The sequence below is a fragment of the Cobetia crustatorum genome, from assembly GCF_000591415.1.
GTDB lineage: Bacteria > Pseudomonadota > Gammaproteobacteria > Pseudomonadales > Halomonadaceae > Cobetia > Cobetia crustatorum.
The window spans coordinates 1-22,771 of sequence record NZ_JEMF01000060.1 but is presented as its reverse complement, the minus strand read 5'-3'; the positions used below and the strand labels follow the sequence as shown (position 1 = coordinate 22,771).

The window sequence follows — 22,771 nt, the reverse complement described above, 5'->3', positions numbered from 1 at the left end:
AGGGTTGGAGCCTGAGCCGGGCAGCGACTGGCCGGCAAGGCGCCGCTCTATCACTGTGAAGATTGCGGCATCATCCATCGCGTCTCGACTGAAGCCATCACTGCCAGCCGGACGAGCAAGCAGGACGAGCAAGCAGGACGAGCAAGCCGGACGAGCAAGCAGGACGAGCAAGCAGGACGCTGAATCGTCTCACCCGATTGCTGACCGCTGATCCTGTCTCCAGGTGCCAGCATTGAGCTATCGAGATGAGACTGGTGCGCCGGCAGTGGATCTAGCTCGTCATCACCCATGCCACGGCGCGCGTTGTACGCCCACCCCGATTCAGGACAAGCGTGTTTCTCAGAAGGCGGGGGTGAGCAGGACGCGTTGAGCTGGCCTCTCGCATGATACCTGGCAGTGCTCGTTCAGCGCTCAGACCGCTTGCCACTCTCGATTTCGAACTCGATTTCGAACTCGCTTCTCGAGCTTGCTTTCCGTGCTAGCTCCCCGTGTCGGCTTACCACGCACGCTACTATTGCCGTGTTTCCTGCTGACGCGCTGTCCTGCTGATGCGTTGTCTTTCCGACGTACTGGCTTTCCGAAAAGGTGCCTGACGCATCTTTCTCCATGAAGCGGTCATGTCATGTTGCCCGCCGGTCGTCTTGCTTTCAGCAGTTTTGCGCTACCGTTCCTGCACTGGCTTCTGCATTAGCGTTCTGGGCCAGGTCGCACCGCTTCATGTCTTTCCCCTTATCTCCCGCCATCGACCCTCGTCGGTGGCGGGTTTTTTCTGCGCCGCAGTTGGGCATTTCGATCAAGCAAGGCGATATCTCGTCTGCTGTCGGGTGCCTCGCGGCGAGCATTTCCCTGTGGAGCGCATGAGCCAATGAAGATTCTGTTTGTCATCGGTAATCTTTCCAGTGACGGAGGCACGGAACGTGTCACATGCGAAATCGCCAGCGGACTGGCGCGCTTGGGTCATGAGGTGATGATCGCGAGTCTGTTCGGGCCAGCGACCAGCTCGTTTGCCCTGGAGGACTGCATCACGACCTGTTGCCTGAATCTGAAGGAAGCCAGAGGCGGGGCCCGGCGTTCGCTGGGCATCAGTTCGGCGCTGCTGGCCAAGGTCCGTCACCAACAGGCTGATGTCGTGGTGCTGGTGGATTCGATCCTGTGCGCCGTGGGCTCCGTTCCAGCGCGCCCGGATCATCTGCTGGGAGCATTTCAACCTCGCCACCGATCATGGTTCACGCCTGCGTTCGGTGGGGCGCTCGACCGCCGTGCGCCTGGCCGACGCCATCGTGGTGCTCACCGAGCGGGACGCCGAAGCCTGGCGAGCGCGCTATCGCATCCGCGACAAGATCGGCGCGATCTGGAATCCGGTACCACACTTCCCCAGGCCCAGCGAGGAGAGCGCAGCGTCGCGTACCGTGCTGGCTGTCGGGCGCCTCACGGAGCAGAAGGGCTTCGATGTGCTGCTGAATGCCTGGCACAAGGTCGTGTCGGCCCACCCTGACTGGCGACTGCGCATCGTCGGCTGGGGCGAGGATGAAAATGACCTCAAGGCCCAGGCCTGGACATTGGGCCTGAGTGACAGCGTCGTCTTCGTGGGCCGCACCTCACAGGTGGAAAAGGAGTATCAGCGGGCGGCGCTGTACGTGATGAGCTCACGCTGGGAGGGGCTGCCGATGACCCTGCTGGAAGCGCAATCCTTTGGCTTGCCGGTGGTCTCGACAGACTGTGAGACCGGGCCTGCCGAAATCCTGGCCGGCGGCAGCGGCGTGCTGGTGAATGTCGAGGACGATGAGACTCTGGCGCGCGAGATCCGTGACCTGATCACGGATGAGGCTCGTCGCAGCGAGATGTCCCTGCTGGCACGCGACAATGCCGCGCGCTTCGATGCCGACACCCTGTGCGGCGAGTGGCAGCAGTTGCTGGAGCGCCTGACCGCCGGTCAAGCCCGCATCGCGGATGCCTCGTAAAATAACGCCCTGACATCAGAGATGGAGCATGGTTTCAAAACCGAGCGGGGGAGCAGGGCGTGATCCACTCTGGTGAGCCTTTGGCTAGACATTCGCTGACCAGGCGCCCCGTCACGCCTGCAAGTGTCACCCCGATATGCTGATGGCCAAAGGCATGAATCACGCGAGGCTCATTAGGTGATGGGCCGATCACCGGTACGCAGTCGGGTAGGGTGGGACGAAAGCCCAGCCAGCGCCGGGCGACCGGGGCGTCGATTCCCAGCACCTTGCGCACCCGGCTTTCCAGATAGTCGAAACGGGCCGGGTTGGCCGGCCCCGCAAGCGAACTCAGCTCCACGGTGCCGGCCACTCGCAGACGCGCACCCTCGTCGCTGTGCAGTGGCGTCATGTAGAAGGCGCTTTCCACCGGGCAGGTCGGGCGGTTGAGCGGCGAGTGCTCGAGATCGAATTCGATGTGATAGCCACGCTCGGTATCCAGCGGAATCCTGTCGCCGAGCTGGCGGGCCAGGTTTGCCGACCAGGCCCCGGCTGCCAGCACCACTCTGTCCGCCATGAGTCGCCGGCCATCGGCGTACTCCAGCAGCATGCCGGAGCCTGTCGGCTCAGGCGGGTGACCTCGGCGCTGACGATCCGGCCTTCTTCGCGCAGCGGGGTCGCCAGGGTGTCGATGAACACCTGCGGGTCATCGAGGTGACAGGAGGAGGGGAACAGCACGCCGCCCGCGGTGTGGCCTTCCATGGCGGGTTCCAGTGCGATCAGCTCGTCCGCCGTCAGCACCTGCTGGTGGATGCCGAGCTGGTCGCGCAGCCGGATATCGCCCTGTGCGGCCTGCAGGTTCTCGGCCTTGCCGTAGGCATACAGGCAGCCCTTGCGCTGAATCATCGCGGCGGCGGCGGGGGCATCGTCCAGCAGCGGCTGGTAGTCCGTGTAGGTATGGCTGAGCAGCTGGGCCAGCATCTCGCTGTTGGCGCGAAAGCGAGTGGCGTTGCACTGGCCCATGAAGCGCATCAACCAGGGCGAGAGCCTCGGCAGGCATTTCCAGTCGATGACGAAAGGCGAGTCAGGCGACAGCAGCAGCGACGGCATGCTGCGCCAGATTTCCGGACGAGCGATGGGCAGGCAGCCGTAATCCGCCAGGGTGCTGGCATTGCCGAAGGAGGTGCCGCTGGCGATGCCTTCGCGTTCGATCATCGTCACCTCGTGGCCGCTGCGCCGCAGCCACAGGCGCAGGCGACACCCACGGCGCCCGCGCCGATCACCGCCACTTCCGTGTGTTCGCTATCACTCATTGATTGCTCACCTTGTGGTCATCTTGTTGTTATCGAGGTGTTGTCATCCTGGCGTCGATATCGAAGCGTCGTCATCGAGGTATTCGCGCCGCAATGACGCACGCCCCGGGGGTGGCCGGGGCGCAGCAGGGGATCTTTCGAGCATGCCTCGCGCGCGACAGCTCGGCAAGCGCGTTGTCACCGGGCGTGTCCTACTCAAGCGTTCCGGGCGTGGCGCAATCCAGGCCCTTCAAGACACGCGTTTCAAGATCGGCTCGGCTCCTCGAAGGGCAGCGGGATGTCATCACCACGCCGGACGGCGAAGACATTCAGCGTCATCGCCACCAGGGCGTAATAGCCCAGCACCCCGACCAGCTCCACCATCACGGTTTCGCCGAACATCGCGACGGCCTCGCCGTACAGGGCATCATCGACGCGCCGCTCGGCGTAGAGGGCGCGGGTGACGCGATAGACCAACCGCTCATCGTCTTGTTCAAATGCGGGTTCACGCTCCTCGCGCAGTGCCGTGATGACCTCGGGTGCGAGGCCGGCCTGCTCGGCGATCGGCGCGTGAATCTGCCATTCAGCCTGTGATTTCCACCACACCGCCGTGGTGAGAATCGCCAGCTCGCTGAGGCGCAGCTCAAGGCCGGTGGCGTAGCGGCAGAAGGCGCCGAGGCGCTGGGCATGACTGGCAAGCTCGGGGCTGTGGATCCAGGCCAGGAAGGGGCCGTCCAGATTGCCGCGCGGGCCGCTGAGAATCTCGGCCAGCACCTCGCGCTGAGCCGCGCTCATGCTGGCGTCATCCAGTTCGGTCAGACGCGATGTGATCGCCATGAAAGTCACTCCATTCAAATCCATTCAAAGATCGTGGGGTAGGCAATGTGCCTGCAGCTGAGCCGTCACAGGCTGGCAAGGGTGGTATCGATGGCACGCCCTAGCTTGGCGGTGATCTCGTCCAGATGCGACTCCTGCAGAATGAACGGCGGTGCCAGCAGGATGTGATCGCCCTGGCGGCCATCGAGGGTGCCGCCCATCGGATAGCACATCAGGCCTTCGGCCATGGCGGCCTTCTTGAGTCGCGCATGCAGCTTGAGGGAGGCGTCGAAGGGCTTTCTGGAATCGCGATCCGCCACCAGCTCCAGCCCCTGGAAGAGGCCGCGACCGCGGATGTCGCCGACATGGGGGTGATGCGCGAAGCGCTCGTTCAGGCGCGCCTTGAGCCCCTCGCCGAGGACATTGACGCGAGTGAGCAGGTCGCGGGCTTCGATGGTCTGCTGGACCGCCAGCGCCGCGGCACAGGCGGTGGCGTGGCCGATGTAGGTATGGCCGTGCTGGAAGAAGCCGGAGCCATTGGCGATGGCATCACGGATGCGCTGGCTGACCAGGGTCGCGCCGATCGGCTGGTAGCCGGCGCCCAGGCCCTTGGCGATGGTGATCAGATCCGCCGTGACACCTTCCTGCTCGGCGGCGAACAGACTGCCGGTGCGCCCCATTCCGCACATCACCTCGTCAAGAATCAACAGCACGCCGTAGCGATCACAGACCTCGCGGATGCGTCTGAAGTAGCCCGGTACCGCGGTGACGCGCCCAGGGTGGCACCGACCACCGGCTCGGCCACGAAGGCCATCACGTTCTCGGCGCCCAGGCGCAGGATTTCCGCCTCAAGTTCCGCGGCAAGACGAATGCCCATCGCCTCGGGCGTCTCGTCGGGCTGCTGGTCCCGATAGGCGTAGCAGGGGCTGACGTGGCTGACGTTGATCAGTAGCGGCTCGAATTGCTGACGGCGCCAGGCGTTGCCGCCGGTGGCCAGCGCACCCAGCGTATTGCCGTGATAGCTCTGGCGTCGCGCGATCAGATGCTTGCGCTGGGGCTGGCCGATCTCGACGAAATACTGACGGGCCAGCTTGAGCGCCGCCTCGACCGCTTCCGAGCCGCCGGAGACGAAGTAGACGGCGTCGAGTCCAGCGGGGGCGCGTTCGATGAGGAAGTCGGCCAGCTGCTCCATCGGGTCGCTGGTGAAAAACGAGGTGTGCGCGTAGGCCAGTTGGCTGACCTGATCCTTGATGGCCTGCGCCACCGCCTCGTCGCTGTGCCCCAGGCATGACACGGCTGCGCCACCGCTGGCATCCAGATAACGGCGTCCCTCTCGATCGACGATGTAGGGGCCATCGCCCTTCACGGCGGTGGGATACTTCTGATTGAGGTTGCGATGCAGTACGTGGCTCATGCGGGCTCCATGGCAGCAGGGTGCGAAGACGTAATGCAAATATGTAGTGCATTTGTAGTTTGTGCAATAAATAATTGCATATGGTCGCTTGTGCCTTCGGACTCGACCGGCCAGAGATGCTACCGTTGCCGCCATCTGTCCTGTCCCTTGCCAAGGAGGTATCCCATGCCCCCATCCTCCCGAGCCCCCGGGCCCGCATCCCCTGACTCGCCGCCGGAGACCCTGGAGGGGTTGAAGCAGTTGCTGGCGGCGATCGATCGTCGTGAGGTGGAGATTCGTCTCGGCGCGAGTTCCCGGCGCGTGCTGGCGGTGCTGATCGAGTCCCCGCAACGCACGGCAGTGTCTTCCATCAGCCAGCTGGCGGAGCTGACCGGCGTGAATGCCTCGACCTTCTCGCGTCTGGCCCAGCGGCTGGGCTACGAGGCTTCAGCAGGTTTCAGGATGTCTTTCGCCAGGCGGTGACGGATGGCGAGCATTTCTACAGCCAGCAGGCTTCGCAGCTGCTGGCGCGAGACGCCGATAGCAGCGCCATGGCCCAGCTTGCGCGGCTGGGACGACAGGAGAGCGCCAACATCCTCAGCATGCTGGAGAGGGTGGACGCCGCGGCCTTCGAGGCCGCGACCACCTTGCTGGCCGAAGCGCCGCGCGTGCGTCTGCACGGCATGCGTCAGTTCAATTCCCTGGCGCTGTTCATGGCCTATGGGCTGGGCATGCTGCGCCCGGACGTGGCGCCGCTGGATGCCAGTCGACAGGGCGTGGCCGATGCACTGGCCCAGCTGTCGGCCGGTGACGTGCTGGTGGTGGCCAGTTGCTTCCCCTATACCCCAAGCGTGGTGGCCTGCGCCGAGGTGGCGGTGAAGCGTGGAGTCGAGGTGATCGCGCTGACCGATTCGGCCAGCTCTCCGCTGGAGCCGCTGGCGCGCTACAGCTTCCATGTGCCCAATCACAGCCTCTTCTACAGCAACAGCATGAGCGCCTTCATGTTTCTCGCCGAAGGCCTGCTCAGTGAGGTGGCCAGCAAGCTAGGCGATGCCGGGGTGGCCTCGCTCAAGCAGCGCGAGGCGATCATCACGGAGTTGGGGGGCGCACGCGGCTGATGCCCGCGACGCACTGCACCGAGGGGAACGCGGTCATGCACCACAGTGGTGCGGGAGCAGGCCTACGCAATGCGGCTTCAAGGCGCATGCAGGACCAAAGAGGCATGGAGGGAGATTGGCGTGATTCCTGCAAAACGACTGATATGAAATGACATCCGTCAGGGCAAGGAATTTCCCATGAGCCGCGAGTACCGTTACACCCTGGGCAGTCAGGTCCATCGTTTTGCCAATCTGGCCGAGCTGATGGCCAAGGCGACGCCTGCCCGCTCCGGAGATCGTCTTGCTGGCGTGATCGCGGAAACCGCCGAGGAGCGAGTCGTCGCTCAGCTGTGTCTGGCGGAGTTGCCCCTCAAGACCTTCCTCGAAGACGTGCTGATTCCCTACGAACAGGACGACATCACCCGCCTGATCATCGATGAGCATGATCCGGTCGCGTTCCTGCCGATCGCGCATCTCACCGTCGGCGACTTCCGCAACTGGCTGCTGAGTGATCTCGCGACCCCCGCGGTGCTGGCGCAGGTGCGCGCCGGCATCACCCCCGAAATGGCCGCCGCGGTCAGCAAGCTGATGCGCAATCAGGACCTGATTCTGGTCGCGAAGAAGTGCGAGGTGGCCACCGCCTTTCGCAATACCATCGGCAAGAGCGGCCATCTCTCGACCCGCCTGCAGCCCAATCATCCCACCGATGACGTCACCGGTATCGCGGCCAGCATTCTCGATGGCCTGCTCTACGGCAACGGCGACGCCGTGATCGGCATCAACCCGGCCACCGACAACGTGGCCCAGAGCATCAAGCTGATGCGTCTGATGGATGAGGTGATCCAGAAGTACGCGATCCCCACCCAGTCCTGCGTGCTGACCCACGTCACCAATACCCTCGAGTGCATCGAGCAGGGTGCCCCGGTGGATCTTGTCTTCCAGTCCATCGGCGGCACCCAGGCCACCAACGAGAGCTTCGGTGTCGAGCTTTCCGTGCTGGCGGAGGCGCAGCAGGCCGCGCTGTCGCTCAAGCGCGGCACGGTGGGCGACAACGTGATGTATTTCGAGACCGGCCAGGGCAGTGCGCTGTCCGCCGATGCCCATCACGGCCTGGACCAGCAGACCTGCGAGGCGCGCGCCTATGCGGTGGCGCGCAAGTACTCGCCGCTATTGGTCAATACCGTGGTCGGCTTCATCGGCCCCGAGTATCTGTTCAATGGCAAGGAGATCATCCGCGCCGGCCTCGAGGACCACTTCTGCGGCAAGCTTTTTGGCCTGCCGATGGGCTGCGACATCTGCTACACCAATCATGCCGATGCCGATCAGAACGACATGGATACTCTGCTGACGCTGCTCGGGGTGGCGGGCTGCAACTTCATCATGGGCATCCCCGGCTCGGATGACATCATGCTCAATTATCAGACCACCTCCTTCCACGATGCTCTCTATGCACGGCGGGTGCTGGGCCTGGGACCGGCACCGGAATTCGCCGCCTGGCTCGAGGAGATGCAGATCTTCACCGATGTCGCCACCCAGGCACTGCCAAGCGAAATGCCCGACCGCTTCGCCAATTCACTGCGTCAGGTGACAGGAGGTGACGCATGAACCCTGACCAGCCCTCTGCTGACGCGATCTCGCGCAGCCTAGAACCCGATGCCATCGTCACGCCCAATCCCTGGCAGCGGCTTGGCCAGTTCACGGATGCGCGCATCGGCCTTGGCCGTGCCGGTATCAGCCTGCCGACCAATCGTTCGCTGGAATTCCAGCTGGCGCACGCCCGCGCCCAGGACGCCGTCCACCTGCCGCTGGAGATTCCTCGACTGATCGAGGACCTCAATCAGCTCACAGCGCTCGAGAATGCTCCGCAGATTCAGCGACTGCACAGTCACGCCGTGGATCGCACCACCTACCTGCAACGCCCCGATTACGGCCGGCGTCTCGATGAGGCGTCGCGTCAGCAGCTGTCCGCCCTCGACGCCCAGCCTGCCGATCTGGCCATCGTGGTCGTCGATGGGCTCTCGTCTCTGGCGGTGCAGAACAATGCCGCGCCATTCATCGCCGCACTGCTGGAGGCGCTGGCAGGGGACGGGCCGGATGCCTGGTCTTTGGCGCCGATCAGCGTGGTGGAGCAGGGACGGGTCGCGATCGGCGATGAAGTCGGTGAGCTGCTCAAGGCTCGTGCAGTGCTGGTGATGGTCGGCGAGCGTCCCGGCCTCAGCTCTCCGGACAGCCTCGGGCTCTATCTGACCTGGCAGCCGCGCGTCGGCCTGAGCGATGCCAGCCGCAACTGCATCTCCAACGTGCGCCCGGCAGGGCTCGATTTCGCCATGGCCGCCCAGCGTCAGCACTACCTGCTGCGTGAGGCACGCAAGCTCGGCCTCACCGGCGTGGGCCTCAAGGACAGAAGCGGCGAGACGGCGCTGGAAGGCGGCACCGGTATCCAGAACTTCCTGCTGTCCTGATGGGACGGCAGCGCAGCAGCGGGAATCTCCCGATCCAACAATGACAAATGCCTGAGGCATACAAGGCGGCACCATGACTCGCGACACGAATCACGACACGAATGAGCAGGACTATCTGGCCAGGCGCCAATTGAAGAAAGGGACGGCAGGCTGGGTCCTGCTGGCGGGCCTCGGGGTCTCCTACGTGATTTCCGGCGATTTCGCCGGCTGGAATTTCGGCATCGGCGAGGCGGGCTGGGGCGGCTTCGCGATCGCCGCTCTCTTGATGGGCATCATGTATCTGGCACTCGTGCTGTCGCTGGCCGAAATGTCAGCGGCCATTCCGGCTGCCGGCGGCGGTTACAGCTTCGCCCGCCAGGCGATGGGGCCGGCAGGCGGCTACCTCACCGGTCTTGCCGTGCTGATCGAATATGCGCTGGCCCCCGCGGCCATCGTCATCTTCATCGGCAGCGCGGTGGAATCGTTGCTGGGCATCAATGGCCCGATCATCTACGCCATCTTCTATCTGGTGTTCATCGGCATTCACCTGGCGGGGGTCGGCGAGGCGCTCAAGGTGATGATGGTGATCAGCGGTCTGGCCGTGTTCGCGATCATCGCCACCGCCGTCGCGCTGATCGGTGACTTCGACAGCAGTCGCCTGTTCGACATCGCACCGACCGACGCCTGGGGTGCCAGCGACTTCATGCCCAATGGCTGGTATGGCATCTGGGCGGCGCTGCCCTTCGGCATGTGGCTGTTTCTGGCCGTGGAAGGGGTGCCGCTGGCGGCGGAGGAATCGCGCAACCCGGCCCGTGATGTCCCGCGCGGCATCATCGGCGCCATGCTGTTTCTGATGTTCACCGCCGTGCTGGTCGTCTTCCTGCTGGCCGGTGCCGCGGGTGCCGAGGCAATCGGCAGTAGCGCCGTGCCGTTGGTGGATGCCCTCAAGGCGACCGGCAGCGAGGGGCTGGCGACTCTGGTCAATGTGCTGGCCCTGGCGGGGCTGGTGGCGTCGTTCTTCTCGATCATCTATGGCTACAGCCGTCTGGTCTTCGCGCTGTCGCGGGCGGGGTATCTGCCCAAGACGCTGTCGCTGACCAGCAAGCGCAAGGCGCCGACCTGGGCGCTGGTGGTGCCGGGCATCTTCGGCTTCCTGGTCTCGCTGACCGGCGAGGGCGATCTGATCCTGGGCATGGCGGTGGTGGGGGCGACAGTCTCCTACGCGCTGATGGCGGCCAGCCATATCCTGCTGCGCCTGCGTCAGCCGGCGCTGGCACGGCCTTATCGCACGCCGGGCGGCATCGTGACGTCCGCTATCGCGCTGGTGCTCTCGCTGATCGCGTTGACCGGGGTCTATGCCTTCGATCCGCGTGCCTTCAATTACACCCTGGTGCTGTTCGTGGTGGGCATCGCCTACTACGCCATCTTCAGCCGTCATCGGCTGGTGGCGAAGACCGCCGAGGAGGAGTTCGCGCTGGTGGCGAATGCCGAGAGTGACCTGGCGGCCAGCTGATCCGCTCAATCAGTTCAGGTAGCAAAGACGACAACGCCCGCCATGGCTGACCATGGCGGCGTTGTCGTGACTGGCGGGCTCAATTCAGCTCAGCTCAGCTCATTTCAGATCAGATCAGCACAGTTCAGATCCAATCAGAAAGGATACTGCGCCAGGAATTGCTGGGCGGCCGCGGCGGGGTCTTCGGCACTGCACAGCGCCGAGACGACGGCGAGGCCGTCGGTGCCGCTGGTCATGACTTCACCGGCATTGGCCAGCGAGATGCCGCCGATGGCGACCGTCGGCAGCGGGCTTGAGCGCACGAGCTGCGTGAGTCCCTCGATGCCCAGCGGCGCGGCATGATCCGGCTTGGTCGGGGTGGCATATACCGGGCCGAGGCCGAGGTAGTCGATGCGCTCGACATCGACGGCCTTGAGCTGCTCAAGCGTCTGGACCGACAGGCCGATCAAGGCGTCCTCGCCGAGACGGCGACGCGCCTCGACCGGGTCGCCATCGCTCTGACCGATGTGCAGGCCATCGGCGCCACTGGCCAGCGCGACCTCGATGCGGTCATTGATGATCAGCGGCACCTCGTACTCGTCCAGCAGCGCCTTGAGGCGGATGGCTTGGGCGATCATCTCCTCGTCGCTGGCATGCTTGTCGCGCAGCTGCACGACACTGACGCCGCCGCGCACGGCGGCCATCACGGTGGCTTCCAGGCCGCGCTCTGCGCACAGCGCGGGGTCGGTGACCAGGTAAAGGGATAGATCAAGTGACATCGGTCAGCTCCAGACGAGAGGCTAGCGGGGTGGAATCGGCGTCGAGAGTATACAGGGCATCCATGAAGCGTGGCACGAAGCTGCCCGGGCCTTGCGCCGACTGGCCCGCCGTCTCACCGGCCTCGGCGTAACAGGCCAGCGCGGCGGCGGTGGCGTGCAGGGCGTCGTCATGTCCGGCGAGGGAGGCGGCGAGGAAGGCGGCGACCACACTGCTCAGCGCGCAGCCCATGGCGGTGACGCGCCCCATCAGCGCATGGCCACCCTGCACCGTGATTTGCCGCTGGCCATCGGTGACGACATCGACACGACCGGTCATCGCCACCACGCAGTTCTGCGTGCGCGCCAGCGCGACGGCGGCCCGACTGGCGCGCTCCAGCGCATCCTCACCGTCATCGCCGCTGTCCACGCCGCGACCCTGATTCATCTCACCGGCCAGCGCCAGCACTTCGGAGGCATTGGCGCGAATCACGCTGGGACGATATTCCAGCAGAGCGCGGCACGCATACTGGCGCAGGCTGGAGGCGCCGATGCCGACGGGGTCCAGCACCCAGGGTTTGCCATCGCGGTGGGCGCACATCGCGGCCAGCTGCATGGCCTCGATCCAGCTGGGTGACAGGGTGCCGATATTGATCGACAGCGCCGCACTGATGGCGGAGATCTCCTGGATTTCCTGCTGCGCATGCGCCATCAGTGGCGAGGCACCGATGGCCAGCAGGGTATTGGCGGTCGGCGTCATCGCGACGTGATTGGTGATGTTGTGCACCAGCGGCGTGGTCTGGCGCAGCTGATTCAGCAGGCTGCCGGGAGAAAGGGATGACGATGGGGTCATGGGATCTCGTGACTGGAGAAAGGAAGCATCAGCGCTCGAGAGTAAAAGCTGGCGCTGAAAGGTCAAGTGGCAAGGTCCGGCGCTGACGGTGGCGTGACACGCTAGCTCTCTGTCATCTATCAAGAGTCGCGCAAAGGGTAATAAATAATATCGTGGTTCTATAAACCTTGACGACAAGTCCATAAGATACAGTCTCTTAAGGTCTTTTGTGTACGAGTCATCAGTCAAGGGTCACGCAGTGATACGAACGGGTCAGCGCGGTAGCGTCAGTAATACGAGCAGCAGTCACCTGGATTTCGCTGGCAACAGCAGCACGAGCAGCACGAGCAACAACAGCAAGCCCCCGCGCGGCCGGCAGCCGTCTGGCGGTTCTCGGCTTGAGCGCATCGCCAGAAGGGTAGTGATGGCACTGACAGTGCCCGTGCTGCTGGGCGCTGCGGCCAGCAGTCAGGCGGATGCGGTGATCGCCAGCTGGAATCTGAAGCATGCCGGGTGGAACAACGGCAAGCATCTCGAGCAGGTCGCGGCGGTGGCGACCCATATGGACCTGATCGGCCTGCAGGAGGTGATGAAGGAGGAGGTCGTCAGCGAGCTCGAGCAGCAGCTTGAGGCGCTGACCGGCGATGAGTGGGACAGCCTGGTCAGCCATGCGGTCGGGCGCAGTACCTATACCGAGCGTTACGCCTATCTGTATCGCGACAAGACGATCGCCTATCAGGGCGGAGCTACCGTCTATCTCGATCCCGAGGATGTGTTCTCGCGCGAGCCGCTGCTGGCCACCTTCGTCGAGAAGGACAGCGGGCGGGCCTTCAGCGCCGCCAACGTGCATATCGTCTACGGCGACAGCAAGGCGGATCGCGCGCCGGAAATCCGTGCGCTGGCGGATATCTACGACCTGATGAAGGAAATCTCGCCCGGCACCCCGGCGATCATCATGGGCGACTTCAACATGGCGCCGGATGAGCCTGCCTGGGGAGATCTGCGGACCCTCGGCCTGCGCCCGCTGATCACCCAGGGCGCGACGACGCTCTCCAAGACCGATGGCCGCTATGCCTCGCTCTACGACAACATCTGGTATGTGCCGAGCGAATGGCCCAGCGCCAGCGGCGAGGTGTTCCGCTTCCCGGACTATCTGGGGATCAGTCATGAGGCGGCGCGTGCCGATGTCTCCGATCACGCCCCGATCTATCTGTCGGTGACCGGCGATACACTGGCATTGCTGCCACTTGACGGCGGCCAGCCGCAGGCGGCGGGCATAGAGGTGGCCAGTCGTGCATCCAACGCCTCCAGTTCGGCGAGTCAGACCTGTATCGACCTCAATACCGCCAACGCCGATCAACTGGATCGCCTGCCCAATATCGGGCCGGCACGCGCCGCCGATATCATCCGTCAGCGCCCGTGGAGTTCCAGCGGTCAACTGACCCGCATCAGCGGTATCGGCAAGGGCACGCTCGGCGAGATCGTCGCCAGCGGCATGCTGTGCAGCTGAGCTGTTGTTAGAGCGGGTCTGTTCTGAACAGGTTCGTCTGTACAGGTCAGCCTGAACAGGCTTGTTGTGAACTGATCAGGCCTGAGCCCGAAGGGGCATAGGCCCCGAACACACGAAATGACGAAGCCAGTCATCACGGGGGTAGCGTGATGGCTGGCTTCGTTGCCTTGAGGCGGGCAGGCCGTCTTCCTGGTGCCGCCTGAGGTCAGCTCAGATACTTCTCGAACCAGGCAAGAGTTCTGTCCCAGGCGAGCTTGGCGGCCTGTTCGTCATAGCGCGGGGTGGAGTCGTTGTGGAAGCCGTGGTGGGTGTCCGGGTAGATGTAGGCCTCATAGACCTTGTCGTGCTCTTTCAGCGCGGCTTCATAGGCGGGCCAGCCGGCGTTGACGCGCTCATCGTGCTCCGCATAGTGCAGCAACAGCGGGGCCTTGATGGCGGCGACTTCCTCGGCGCGCGGCTGGCGGCCATAGAAGGGCACGGCACAGGCAAGCTCCGGATAGCCACGGCGGCGGCATTGGAGACGCCCCCGCCGTAGCAGAAGCCGGTGATGCCGATCTTGCCGGTGGTGCGGTCCTCGCTCATCAGGTAATCGATGGCGGCGAAGAAGTCGTTCATCAGCTTTTCAGGGTCTACCTGTGCCTGCAGCTCCTTGCCCCTGGGGTCATTGCCCGGATAGCCGCCCACCGAGCTCAGCCCATCCGGGGCCAGCGTGATATAGCCGGCCTTGGCCACGCGGCGCGCCACGTCCTCGATATAGGGGTTGAGACCGCGATTCTCATGCACCACCACCACGCCCGGCAGCGGGCCGCTGGCCTTGGCGGGCTTCACCAGATAGGCGCGCACCTCGCCGTGGCCATCGGGGGACGGGTAGGTGATGTATTCGGCGACGATGTCGGGGTCGGTGAACTCGACCTGGGAGGCCAGCGCGTAGTCGGGGCTCAAGCTTGCCAGAATCGAGGTGGCCGTCATGCCCGCAACGGCAAAGGCCGCCGCGCGATCCAGAAACTGGCGGCGAGTGATGTTGCCATGCACATATCCGTCGTACAGCTCCAGCAACTCGGGAGCAAAATCCTTTGCAGTGAGGCGGGCCATGTCAGACTCCTGGGCAAGAGAAGGGGCGAGCGAATCTTGAACATAGCAACCCGCCATGACGCTACCAAGTTTTTGCCGGCCTGTTCACCGAGTCTGTCATCTTCCGGGCCTGTCATTTGCTGTGTCAGGTATTTGCCGAGTCTGTCATTTGCCGAGCCTGTCATTTGCCGAGCCTGTCATTTGCTGATTTGGGTATGTGCCGAAGCGTACGTGAGCCGGGCGTGGGTAGGGTGGGCGTGAGCAGGGCTGGTGTGGGAAGCACTGGTGTGGGAAGGACTGACGGCACCGCCAGGTTGGGTTGAATGGGCGTGAGCCGAGTCGCGCATATCGCCAGTCGCGGCCGTGCGCATTGTGACTGCAGGCGTCAATCATTATCATCTGCGCATGATTCATGCTGATAGCCGAGCTGCCTGGCGGCTCCGGTGGGCCCTGATGCATGGAAGTTCACTTCCTCCTCCTAGTGGCAGACCTTGCTGGTGATTGAAAAAAGTCCGATGTCTCCCCCCGCGCACGCTCAGGCCTCAGCGCCTGAGTCGTCGCCTACGCTCGCCCAGCAATACCGGCGCTTCGCCTGGAAACGTGTGGTGATTCTCGCCGCGCTGGGCCTGGCACTGCTGTTGGCCATCCTTGGCGACATCATGACCGGCCCTGCCGATCTCGCGCTGTCTGACCTGCTGGGCGAACTCATCAATCCCGGTTCGCACGGGCCGATCAATGAAGCCATCGTCTGGCAGATTCGCCTGCCGACGGCGGTGATGGCGGCGCTGGTCGGTGCCGCTCTGGGGCTTGCGGGTGCCGAGATGCAGACCGTGCTCAACAACGCCCTGGCCAGCCCCTTCACACTGGGCGTGGGCGCCGCGGCGACACTTGGTGCCTCGCTGGTCATCATCCTGGATGTCGCCTTGCCGGGGCTGCCGCCCAGTTACACCATCGCGCTGATGGCCTTCGTGTTCGCGGCGCTGTCGATTCTGGCCATCGATGCCGTGGCCTCGCTGTATGGCGCCAGTCGCGAAGTCATCGTGCTGTTCGGCATCGCGCTGGTCTTCGTGCTCAACGCCGTCAATGCGCTGGTGCAGTTCGTGGCCAGTCCCGATGCGCTGCAACAGCTGGTGTTCTGGACCATGGGCAGCCTGTCGGAAGCCTCGTGGGAGCGAGTCGCGATCATCGCCAGTGTGCTGGTCGTCTGCCTGCCTTCGCCATGCGGCGTGCCTGGGCGCTGACAGCGCTGCGTGCCGGGGAAGACCATGCGCGCAGCTTCGGCGTGCCGGTCACCCGTCTGCGCCGCACGGCGCTGTTGCGCGTCAGCCTGCTGGCGGCAGTGGCGGTGGCCTTTGTCGGCACCATCGGCTTCATCGGTCTGGTCGGGCCGCACATGGCGCGTCTGGCGCTGGGGGAAGACCATCGCTTCTATCTGCCCGGCAGTGCGCTGGCGGGGGCGCTGGTGCTGTCCCTGGCCGCGACGGCCAGTGAGTCGCTGGTGCCCGGACTGGTGCTGCCGGTGGGGATCGTGACCTCGTTGATCGGGATCCCCTGTTTCCTCGCCTTGCTGCTCGGTCAGCGCAGGGGGCAGGGATGAGCCATCACGTCTTTGATTCGCAAGCATCCTTGAAGATCTCGCAGCTGACCACCGGCTATCAGCGGCGCATGATCTTCGATCAACTCGACCTGCCACCGCTGCCGGCGGGCTCACTGGTTGGGGTGCTCGGGCCGAATGCGGTCGGTAAGTCGACCTTCCTCAAGGCGATTGCCGGCATGCGCCCGGCCAAGGGCGACATCCACCTCGGCGAGCTTGCGCTGTCGTCGCTGCACGGGGCAAACCGCATGCGTCATGTCGGCTACCTGCCGCAGACGCTGCCGCAGCCGACCAGTCTGGTCGCCTACGAGGCCGTGGCCAGCGCCTGTCGCGCGGCGCGTGCCGAGCTTAGCCGCGAGGCCACTGACTCGCTGGTCGAGCAGGTCTTCGCGCGCCTGTCGCTGCATTCGCTGGCCTTCCGGCGCATGGACACGCTCTCCGGTGGTCAGCGTCAGATGGTCGGTCTCGCCCAGGCGCTGGTGCGCCAGCCACAACTGCTGCTGCTGGATGAGCCGACCAGTGCGCTGGACCTGCGCTGGCAGCTGGCCTTGATCGAAGGTGTGCGCGGTGTGGTGCAGGAGCAGCAGGCTATCTGCCTGATCGCGCTGCATGACATCAATCTGGCGCTGCGTTTCTGTGATCAGATCATCCTGTTCGCGCCCTCCGGCCTGCTGGCCACCGGGGCCCCGCGGGAGGTGATCACCACCGAGCATCTGCGTGAGGCCTACGGCATCGAGGCGCGGATCGAGAGCTGCTCGCTGGGCCATCCGGTGGTACTCACCGACCGCGTCGCCGACTCGGCCCACGCCGATATCGGCCATATCACGCGCGATGTCGGAGCCAGACGATGATGGCGGTGCGCAAGACTGAGCCCAGAAGCGAACCCAGAAGACTGGCAGGCGCCTGCCTGCTGGCACTCGCCAGTGTCTTCGCTGGCGCCTTCTCGAATGCGCCGGGCAACCTTGCCCATGCCGCCGAGCCGGTCGCCAAGGTGCAGACCCGGGCCAGCTTTCCGCGTCAGGTCACGGATCTCGCCGGGCGCGAGGTGACGCTTGCGGTCTCACCGCAGCGCATCTTCCTCGCCCAGCCGCGCCAGCTGTATGCGCTGCTGACGCTATTGGATGCGCCGCTTGAGCGTATCGTCGGCTGGGCCTACCCCCTGGCGGTGTTTGACCCCGCGATGACCGAGCGTCTCGAGACGCGTTGGCCGCAACTTGCCACGCTGCCAGCGCTGAGTCGCGCCTCGACCCCGAGCCTCGAGGGCGAGGCCCTGCTGGCGCTGACGCCGGACCTGGTGCTGTTCGATCTCTCCCAGCGCTCGCGTATCGAAGGCTCGCCGCTGGCAGCGCTGCTGGACGAGGTCGGCACTCCCTATCTGTATGTCGAGTTCAATCACCATCCGCTGCAGGATGCTCCGGTCAGCGTGCGCCTGCTGGGCGATGTGCTCGGCGTCGAGGCGCGTGCCCGTGAGGTGGATGACACCATCGCGGCGCATCTGGCACTGATTGACGAACGTCTGGCGACGATTGCCGAACGGCCGCGCGTGCTGATCAACATCGCACCGGGTGTGAAGGTGGATTGCTGTCGTACCAATCTGCACAACGGCGTGGCGGACCTGGTCACGCGGGCCGGCGGGCGCAATCTGGCCGCTGAACTGGCGCCTGTCAGCGGTGCCACCCTCAGCAAGGAGTGGGTGCTGGCACACCCGCCCGAGGCGATTCTCAATACCGGCGGCCAGTGGGCCAAGGGCGATGGCCTGCGTGCCGGCATCGGCATCTCGGGTGAGGATATCCAGCACGATCTGGCGCGCATGGTGCAGACACTGCCCGGCTGGCAGTCACTGGATGCCGTCAAGCAGGGCCGGGTGATGGCGCTGTGGCATGGCTTCCACCAGGGGCCCTATGCCATCGTCGCGCTGGAGGCCATCGCGCGCTGGTTGCACCCCAAGACCTTTGCCGACCTCGACCCCATGGCGACCTTTGCCTACTTGATGAATGACCCGACGCTGTCGCGCAGCAGCGGCCACTTCTGGGGGCAGCTGGCGCTTGAGGCGCCTGCCACGACCCAATGAGCTGATCGGGGCTGGTGCTCGGGGACGGAAGTCGTATTTTCTACTTGAGGCTTTCCTGAAACGATGGGGCGACGTTGTCATCGTCCTATGATGTTATCGCTCGGCGTTGTCATCGCCCGAGGGTGTCATCGCCTGATATATTCCCCCTTATTTTATGTGCTTAATTAAATCAATCACTTGCTGTAGGGCAATAGGTGCGAAATCGCACTTTGTTGTCATATGGTAAGCCATTCTAGGGGGCAGCGTTTTTTGTCATTCAGCAAGAATTGTCAATTTTAGGAGTTACGTCAACAGGTTATGCTGGCTGCGGGAGCTGTGAGTCGAGCGCAGTGCGCTGACCAGAAATTTCCGTCTCTGAGGGCATATCGAGTGGTGTGGAGCGAGGGTAAGTGAGGTGTCATCGTAACGCGGTGTCATGGTGAAAGGGAAATGATTTGTGGTTTTTTATTATGATGAGCGCCGCGTTATATAGGGTTTATTGCGTTCGTTATTTACAGCATGGATATAAAGGATGACACTGATTACGCCGTATCGTGGCTTTGCATTCAGGAAGCCACGCGTGTTGTGCTGACTATTTGGGCAGATATCGCCGATGGGATAGCCCGACCCGAGTGGTCTTCACTAGCCGCTATCCGGTCAGGCCGAGGTAGGGACGGACTATGGAATATGGCCAGCAGTCCTCACGTCGGGAAGGGAGGCAGAGGTGTCTTCATGCGGCAGCAGGTGGCTGCCCGCAAGGACATCGCTTCCTCCTGATGACGGGTGTGTCGTTGTGTTTTCCACCAGGAGAATACGAAAGAGAATGCGACGATGGCCTGACAGCCTTTCACGTGCCGCGCTCCGTGGCTGGCATGCCCACTGTGTCATCTGACGTGCCGGTAGCCGCAGCGTGATGGAGGCCGCTGGACAGGTTTGTGGAAGCCTGAAGGGTGAGATCGCCTATACAATCGACGTACCAGCCTCTCTCAAGGCTGGTACGTCGGGTGAAGCGGTGTGGGGCGGTAGATACTCTCGCCCGATTCGTCATGTGAGGAGAATCACGTGCGTGATGAAGTCTTGAGAGAAATGGATCCCCGAGAGCAGTCCCTGATCTGTATCGGGATGGGGTCTTCCTGCTGCTAGCGCAGGTGAATGATAGGGTGGGAGAGTGCCGGGTGGCCGTCTATGAGGGGGCAGCAACACATCGCCCTCTGCTGTGACGTCGAAATATGGGGCTTGGCGTACTGGTAGCGCACGAGACGAGCGCTGGACGGGGCTGCCGGCGAAGCTTGAGTACTGTATTCGCGAGTGTGGCTCCGGCAGGTCTTCCAGCACGCGTTTGGCATAGCGTTCCAGTAAGGGGTCCTGGAGCATATAGAAGTCACACAGTGCATCATGGTGGTGCTGACGACGAATGATGCGGCCCAATGCCTGGCGAAAGTACTGCTCGGTCTTGATATGGCTCAGATAACAACACACGCGAAGCCGCGGTAAGTCGACGCCTTCGCTGACCATATTGACGGAGACGATCCATTGCGTCCGAGCCTGCTGAAAGCTCGCTAACCTCTCGTGGGCATCAGGTGACTGGCTGGTGACCAGGCTGGTGGTATGTCCCTGCTGCTCCAGCAGATCCGCAATGGCGTTGGCATGGGCAATATCGGATGCGATCACCAGTCCACCTGCCTGTGGATCTTGCTCCCGCCATCGAACCAGGCTGTCAGCGGCCAGCATCAGAAGATGTCTGCTGAGCTCGCGATGGCGTACCAGACTTGCATACGGCACTTTGGGATGCCGCATCAGTGCGGGTAGGCTTTGATAGCGCTGTACCGTCGTGAGATAGGCGCTTGCCGACCTGGTTCGCAGCAGAATGTCGCGATTATCCAGCAGATGAATCGTTGGGGTTCTGCACACTTGATCGTCGATGGCGTCTCGCAGCGAGTAGACGAAGTCTGGAACCAGGTGACGAGACGGGCGGTGCGCAGCCTTGGGCGAGGAGGATGTGTCGTACTCATGGTAATGCAATAGCGGGAGACAGCTACCATCTGTCCGCCACGGTGTGCCGGAAAGCGCGAGGGTGAAACGAACGTGTTGCTCAAGGGATAGCAGGGCTTTTCCCCATTGATTCAACCCCGAGGTATGCTCGCCATCGAGGCTGGTCTGGCTGGCGGCATGATGACTTTCATCCCAAACCATCAAGACTCGGCCTCGCTGACAAAGCATCTTCAACTCCTCGAGTCGATGATGAAGCGCGTGATAGGTCACGCAGGTACCCACGTCGTGGAGGTCCCCTCGCAAGGGGCGTCCCAGCACCTGTTCAAACTGCATTCTTGCGTGCTGAACGACCGCCGTTGTCGGGCCCAAGTAGAGAACCTGATCGATGCTGCCATTGAGTATCAGCTCTTCGGCCAGAACCGCCGACATCAGCATCTTTCCGGCCCCCGGGGTGGCTTGACACAGAAAGTGAGGTCGGTCCTCACTCAATGTCTGCAGCGCGGTTTCGATGCACCGTGCCTGCCAGCCTCGCAAGGGAGGAGTTGCCCCGCCTTTCAGTAGACGGTTTTGCGATCGACGTCTCATGTGTCGCCCTCCGTGGTCGGTTGTTCGGAGAGAGTGAGGAATGCCTTGTGATACGCCTTTGCCCGGATCGCCCTCGCGGCAGCCTGTGCTCGGTAATGATGAAGCGGGTGGCACCATTTCGGCTTTTCGTTCAGCAGAAAGTCGAAACACTCGATCATGAGTTCGCTCTCTTCCAGGGTGATGAGTTGTTGACGAGCCAACTCCTTCAAGCTGCGTTTGTCCTCGTCGGTGAATTCAGGTTCGGTGGCTGGGGCTGGGGCTGGGGCTGGGGCTTGGTCTTGGGAGGAGGTGAAGGGCATCTCGGTCTTGGTCGCCTCAGGCAAGAGAGGCGGAGCGGAGAGGGTCGCGGTTCGATTGGCGGCACGTGGACTCGTCGGAGGACAGAGCATTTGAAAGACCTTGCGTTTCTTGCCCTGGATACCTACCTCGATGGCGAACCCCTGTTCGATCCAGGTCTTCAAACGTTTGGCGATAAATTTATATAGATAGTGCTTGCTGATGGTGGTGATCGATGCCTCCGCTAATAGGGCATCTCGACATTTCACAATCGTGAAGTGAGATTTCTGTTCGGCATAATCACTCAGCAGAGGGATCAATACTCGATTGATACGTTCGCTCTGGGGACACGAGATATTGTCAACGGGAAGATTGCCAGTATCCCGAAAGATAGTGTTATACGGTGCGTTCGAGTCTGTCATGGAGATCAACCTCGGATCGATAATCATGAATTGGATCATGGTCCTGACAAGTAGTAGCCAGTTGTTTCGACCTTGCGACAGTAAGTGATTCTGGGAAGCCGATCTTCAGAACGCCGATTCCTCACAATTTCATTCTGAGTGTCAGAGGTTTAATTATTTGGGGGGCAAGTCATTAAGGTTCTTAACTTATTGTTATAAATGGTTTTTTAGGTGCTAAGTGCGCAAATGGTATGGAGTTTACAGAATGGAATCGTGACGCTGAATACACTATATGGAGAAGTCAGCTGCTTGGTTGCCATGAAATGAAAACGGAGAGGATTAGCAGTCGGACTGTGTTGGAGAGACGACATTTCGTGTTGCCGCGATTTGTTATCCACTTTCTGTGAACGCATTCCAAGAAGAATGTTGACAAGCCCGCAAGAGTCTTCAGCGGCATATTTTCGTCGATGGAATAAAAGAAGGTTGTCGAGACCTCAGTCAGGTATTCCAGCATGTTGGATAACGCGCTTATCTGTCTGGGCGAGGTGCGGTCTCAGCCATTGCAAGCCGATGAGATGGCGCGAAGGTCCAGGGCGCCGGCTTACGACATGACCTGCTACCGATCGTTTAGGGGAAAGCGACGACCCATCGCGTGTGCTCTCTCTGTGGTACTACGACGCAGTCGGAGGAGATGCGCGCCAAGGGGCTGGCATCGTTGCGGGGCGCACGGCGCGGTATCAGGCCGGCCCGGCATGCGACAAGGAGACAGTGCTTGCGACTCAGGACCCGCCTCGCCGGGAGCGAGCTGTCCAGATTCCACATGACGAACTGACTCCTTGACGGGGTGAGCCACAGGGTCAACTTGCCAGTGGGCAACCTGTGATCCGTCACCTCACGTTGAAGTTATCGATTCAGTAGTAGAGGGCGCAGTATATAAGAATACGCACCTGCCTTTCTGCCCGCCCCGATAGCTACCGGTGACATGACACTTCTGGCGCCGTGATGGAGGGGCGCTTTCTGGTGTAAATGAGATCGATTTGATTTTAAGGAGTCGCAGCTGCCAAAGCGGCTGATAGTGGGCGTGCGAGGTAGCTCAGGATAATTTGCGTTGAGTCTTAAAGTAAGCGACCGGTGATCCCATCTACCGCAGAGTCCTGAATTCCGTCACGTTAGATGTCCACCTATCAATAAGTGGACACTTATCATGACGGAATCAGGCGTGTTGGAAGTTCCTCGC

Annotated in this window: 17 protein-coding genes and 3 pseudogenes; 11 read left to right on the top strand and 9 right to left on the bottom strand. The window is 62.6% G+C overall.

Annotated features, from left to right (window positions below; translation table 11 throughout):
* The first annotated feature begins 1,124 nt into the window (after nt 1-1,124).
* On the top strand, nt 1,125-1,961 hold the full coding sequence (locus BF12_RS20055) for a glycosyltransferase family 4 protein (protein ID WP_051510992.1): 837 nt from the start codon (nt 1,125-1,127) through the stop codon (nt 1,959-1,961).
* Between the two features lie 34 nt (nt 1,962-1,995).
* Here BF12_RS20055 and BF12_RS23180 read toward each other — a convergent pair whose 3' ends face one another.
* The 4 genes and pseudogenes from BF12_RS23180 to BF12_RS20040 form a co-directional block, all read right to left on the bottom strand.
* Nucleotides 1,996-2,514 (bottom strand): NAD(P)/FAD-dependent oxidoreductase, encoded by a 519-nt coding sequence (locus BF12_RS23180; RefSeq protein ID WP_282705501.1) that lies wholly within the window; start codon nt 2,512-2,514, stop codon nt 1,996-1,998.
* 95 nt (nt 2,515-2,609) lie between these two features.
* Nucleotides 2,610-3,152: pseudogene (locus BF12_RS23175) on the bottom strand (FAD-dependent oxidoreductase); the annotation flags it as partial.
* Between the two features lie 341 nt (nt 3,153-3,493).
* Complete coding sequence (locus tag BF12_RS0112815) at nt 3,494-4,090, bottom strand: carboxymuconolactone decarboxylase family protein (RefSeq protein ID WP_248623707.1); 597 nt, start codon at nt 4,088-4,090, stop codon at nt 3,494-3,496.
* 41 nt (nt 4,091-4,131) lie between these two features.
* Nucleotides 4,132-5,459 (bottom strand): annotated as a pseudogene (locus BF12_RS20040) (aspartate aminotransferase family protein).
* 165 nt (nt 5,460-5,624) lie between these two features.
* On the opposite strand from BF12_RS20040, the gene BF12_RS22930 reads away from it, so the two are divergent.
* The 5 genes from BF12_RS22930 (at nt 5,625) to eat (ending at nt 10,489) form a co-directional block, all read left to right on the top strand.
* Nucleotides 5,625-5,921 (top strand): MurR/RpiR family transcriptional regulator, encoded by a 297-nt coding sequence (locus BF12_RS22930; protein ID WP_248623706.1) that lies wholly within the window; start codon nt 5,625-5,627, stop codon nt 5,919-5,921.
* Nucleotides 5,918-6,556, top strand: coding sequence for a MurR/RpiR family transcriptional regulator (locus BF12_RS20035; RefSeq protein ID WP_248623705.1), 639 nt, complete (start codon nt 5,918-5,920; stop codon nt 6,554-6,556). The genes BF12_RS22930 and BF12_RS20035 overlap by 4 nt, the downstream gene beginning before the upstream one ends.
* 177 nt (nt 6,557-6,733) lie before the next feature.
* The gene (locus BF12_RS0112800; RefSeq protein ID WP_024952618.1) at nt 6,734-8,140 is read left to right on the top strand and encodes an ethanolamine ammonia-lyase subunit EutB; all 1,407 of its coding nucleotides are present in this window, start codon (nt 6,734-6,736) and stop codon (nt 8,138-8,140) included.
* Nucleotides 8,137-8,997, top strand: a complete 861-nt coding sequence (eutC, locus tag BF12_RS0112795) for an ethanolamine ammonia-lyase subunit EutC (RefSeq protein ID WP_035160116.1) — start codon at nt 8,137-8,139, stop codon at nt 8,995-8,997. The genes BF12_RS0112800 and eutC overlap by 4 nt, the downstream gene beginning before the upstream one ends.
* 73 nt (nt 8,998-9,070) lie before the next feature.
* On the top strand, nt 9,071-10,489 hold the full coding sequence (gene eat, locus BF12_RS0112790) for an ethanolamine permease (protein WP_024952616.1): 1,419 nt from the start codon (nt 9,071-9,073) through the stop codon (nt 10,487-10,489).
* A 134-nt stretch (nt 10,490-10,623) separates the two neighbouring features.
* Here the strand turns inward: eat and thiE are convergent, their stop codons facing one another.
* Together thiE and thiM are read right to left on the bottom strand one after the other, a co-directional pair.
* A complete protein-coding gene (thiE, locus tag BF12_RS0112785) occupies nt 10,624-11,247 on the bottom strand; it encodes a thiamine phosphate synthase (protein WP_024952615.1) in 624 nt (207 codons plus the stop codon).
* Complete coding sequence (gene thiM / locus BF12_RS0112780; RefSeq protein ID WP_024952614.1) at nt 11,237-12,076, bottom strand: hydroxyethylthiazole kinase; 840 nt, start codon at nt 12,074-12,076, stop codon at nt 11,237-11,239. Before thiM ends, thiE begins: the two co-directional genes overlap by 11 nt.
* Nucleotides 12,077-12,479: 403 nt before the next feature.
* Between thiM and BF12_RS0112775 the strand changes: the two genes are divergently transcribed.
* A complete protein-coding gene (locus BF12_RS0112775; RefSeq protein WP_035160115.1) occupies nt 12,480-13,565 on the top strand; it encodes an endonuclease/exonuclease/phosphatase family protein in 1,086 nt (361 codons plus the stop codon).
* A gap of 205 nt (nt 13,566-13,770) precedes the next feature.
* Here the strand turns inward: BF12_RS0112775 and yghX are convergent.
* Nucleotides 13,771-14,657: pseudogene (yghX, locus tag BF12_RS20030) on the bottom strand (YghX family hydrolase).
* 494 nt (nt 14,658-15,151) lie between these two features.
* Here yghX and BF12_RS23170 point away from each other — a divergent pair.
* The 4 genes from BF12_RS23170 to BF12_RS0112755 are packed head-to-tail and all read left to right on the top strand — an operon-like array spanning nt 15,152 to nt 18,301.
* Complete coding sequence (locus BF12_RS23170; protein ID WP_282705500.1) at nt 15,152-15,877, top strand: FecCD family ABC transporter permease; 726 nt, start codon at nt 15,152-15,154, stop codon at nt 15,875-15,877.
* A complete protein-coding gene (locus tag BF12_RS23715; RefSeq protein ID WP_282705499.1) occupies nt 15,856-16,233 on the top strand; it encodes a FecCD family ABC transporter permease in 378 nt (125 codons plus the stop codon). The genes BF12_RS23170 and BF12_RS23715 overlap by 22 nt, the downstream gene beginning before the upstream one ends.
* On the top strand, nt 16,230-17,081 hold the full coding sequence (locus BF12_RS0112760; protein WP_024952612.1) for an ABC transporter ATP-binding protein: 852 nt from the start codon (nt 16,230-16,232) through the stop codon (nt 17,079-17,081). The genes BF12_RS23715 and BF12_RS0112760 overlap by 4 nt, the downstream gene beginning before the upstream one ends.
* Nucleotides 17,078-18,301 (top strand): ABC transporter substrate-binding protein, encoded by a 1,224-nt coding sequence (locus BF12_RS0112755; RefSeq protein ID WP_024952611.1) that lies wholly within the window; start codon nt 17,078-17,080, stop codon nt 18,299-18,301. The genes BF12_RS0112760 and BF12_RS0112755 overlap by 4 nt, the downstream gene beginning before the upstream one ends.
* A gap of 1,023 nt (nt 18,302-19,324) precedes the next feature.
* Here BF12_RS0112755 and BF12_RS20020 read toward each other — a convergent pair.
* A complete protein-coding gene (locus BF12_RS20020; RefSeq protein WP_051510987.1) occupies nt 19,325-20,857 on the bottom strand; it encodes a DEAD/DEAH box helicase in 1,533 nt (510 codons plus the stop codon).
* On the bottom strand, nt 20,854-21,582 hold the full coding sequence (locus BF12_RS22230) for a hypothetical protein (RefSeq protein ID WP_169734534.1): 729 nt from the start codon (nt 21,580-21,582) through the stop codon (nt 20,854-20,856). The genes BF12_RS20020 and BF12_RS22230 overlap by 4 nt, the downstream gene beginning before the upstream one ends.
* Between the last annotated feature and the right edge of the window lie 1,189 nt (nt 21,583-22,771).

Bases quoted from the DNA above. Each gene is read 5' to 3' on its own strand.
- BF12_RS20055 (WP_051510992.1), top strand. From the start codon at position 1,125: ATGTCGTGGTGCTGGTGGATTCGATCCTGTGCGCCGTGGGCTCCGTTC.
- BF12_RS23180 (WP_282705501.1), bottom strand. From the start codon at position 2,514: ATGGCGGACAGAGTGGTGCTGGCAGCCGGGGCCTGGTCGGCAAACCTG.
- BF12_RS0112815 (WP_248623707.1), bottom strand. From the start codon at position 4,090: ATGGATTTGAATGGAGTGACTTTCATGGCGATCACATCGCGTCTGACC.
- BF12_RS22930 (WP_248623706.1), top strand. From the start codon at position 5,625: ATGCCCCCATCCTCCCGAGCCCCCGGGCCCGCATCCCCTGACTCGCCG.
- BF12_RS0112800 (WP_024952618.1), top strand. From the start codon at position 6,734: ATGAGCCGCGAGTACCGTTACACCCTGGGCAGTCAGGTCCATCGTTTT.
- eutC (WP_035160116.1), top strand. From the start codon at position 8,137: ATGAACCCTGACCAGCCCTCTGCTGACGCGATCTCGCGCAGCCTAGAA.
- eat (WP_024952616.1), top strand. From the start codon at position 9,071: ATGACTCGCGACACGAATCACGACACGAATGAGCAGGACTATCTGGCC.
- thiE (WP_024952615.1), bottom strand. From the start codon at position 11,247: ATGTCACTTGATCTATCCCTTTACCTGGTCACCGACCCCGCGCTGTGC.
- thiM (WP_024952614.1), bottom strand. From the start codon at position 12,076: ATGACCCCATCGTCATCCCTTTCTCCCGGCAGCCTGCTGAATCAGCTG.
- BF12_RS0112775 (WP_035160115.1), top strand. From the start codon at position 12,480: ATGGCACTGACAGTGCCCGTGCTGCTGGGCGCTGCGGCCAGCAGTCAG.
- BF12_RS23170 (WP_282705500.1), top strand. From the start codon at position 15,152: ATGTCTCCCCCCGCGCACGCTCAGGCCTCAGCGCCTGAGTCGTCGCCT.
- BF12_RS23715 (WP_282705499.1), top strand. From the start codon at position 15,856: ATGCGGCGTGCCTGGGCGCTGACAGCGCTGCGTGCCGGGGAAGACCAT.
- BF12_RS0112760 (WP_024952612.1), top strand. From the start codon at position 16,230: ATGAGCCATCACGTCTTTGATTCGCAAGCATCCTTGAAGATCTCGCAG.
- BF12_RS0112755 (WP_024952611.1), top strand. From the start codon at position 17,078: ATGATGGCGGTGCGCAAGACTGAGCCCAGAAGCGAACCCAGAAGACTG.
- BF12_RS20020 (WP_051510987.1), bottom strand. From the start codon at position 20,857: ATGAGACGTCGATCGCAAAACCGTCTACTGAAAGGCGGGGCAACTCCT.
- BF12_RS22230 (WP_169734534.1), bottom strand. From the start codon at position 21,582: ATGATTATCGATCCGAGGTTGATCTCCATGACAGACTCGAACGCACCG.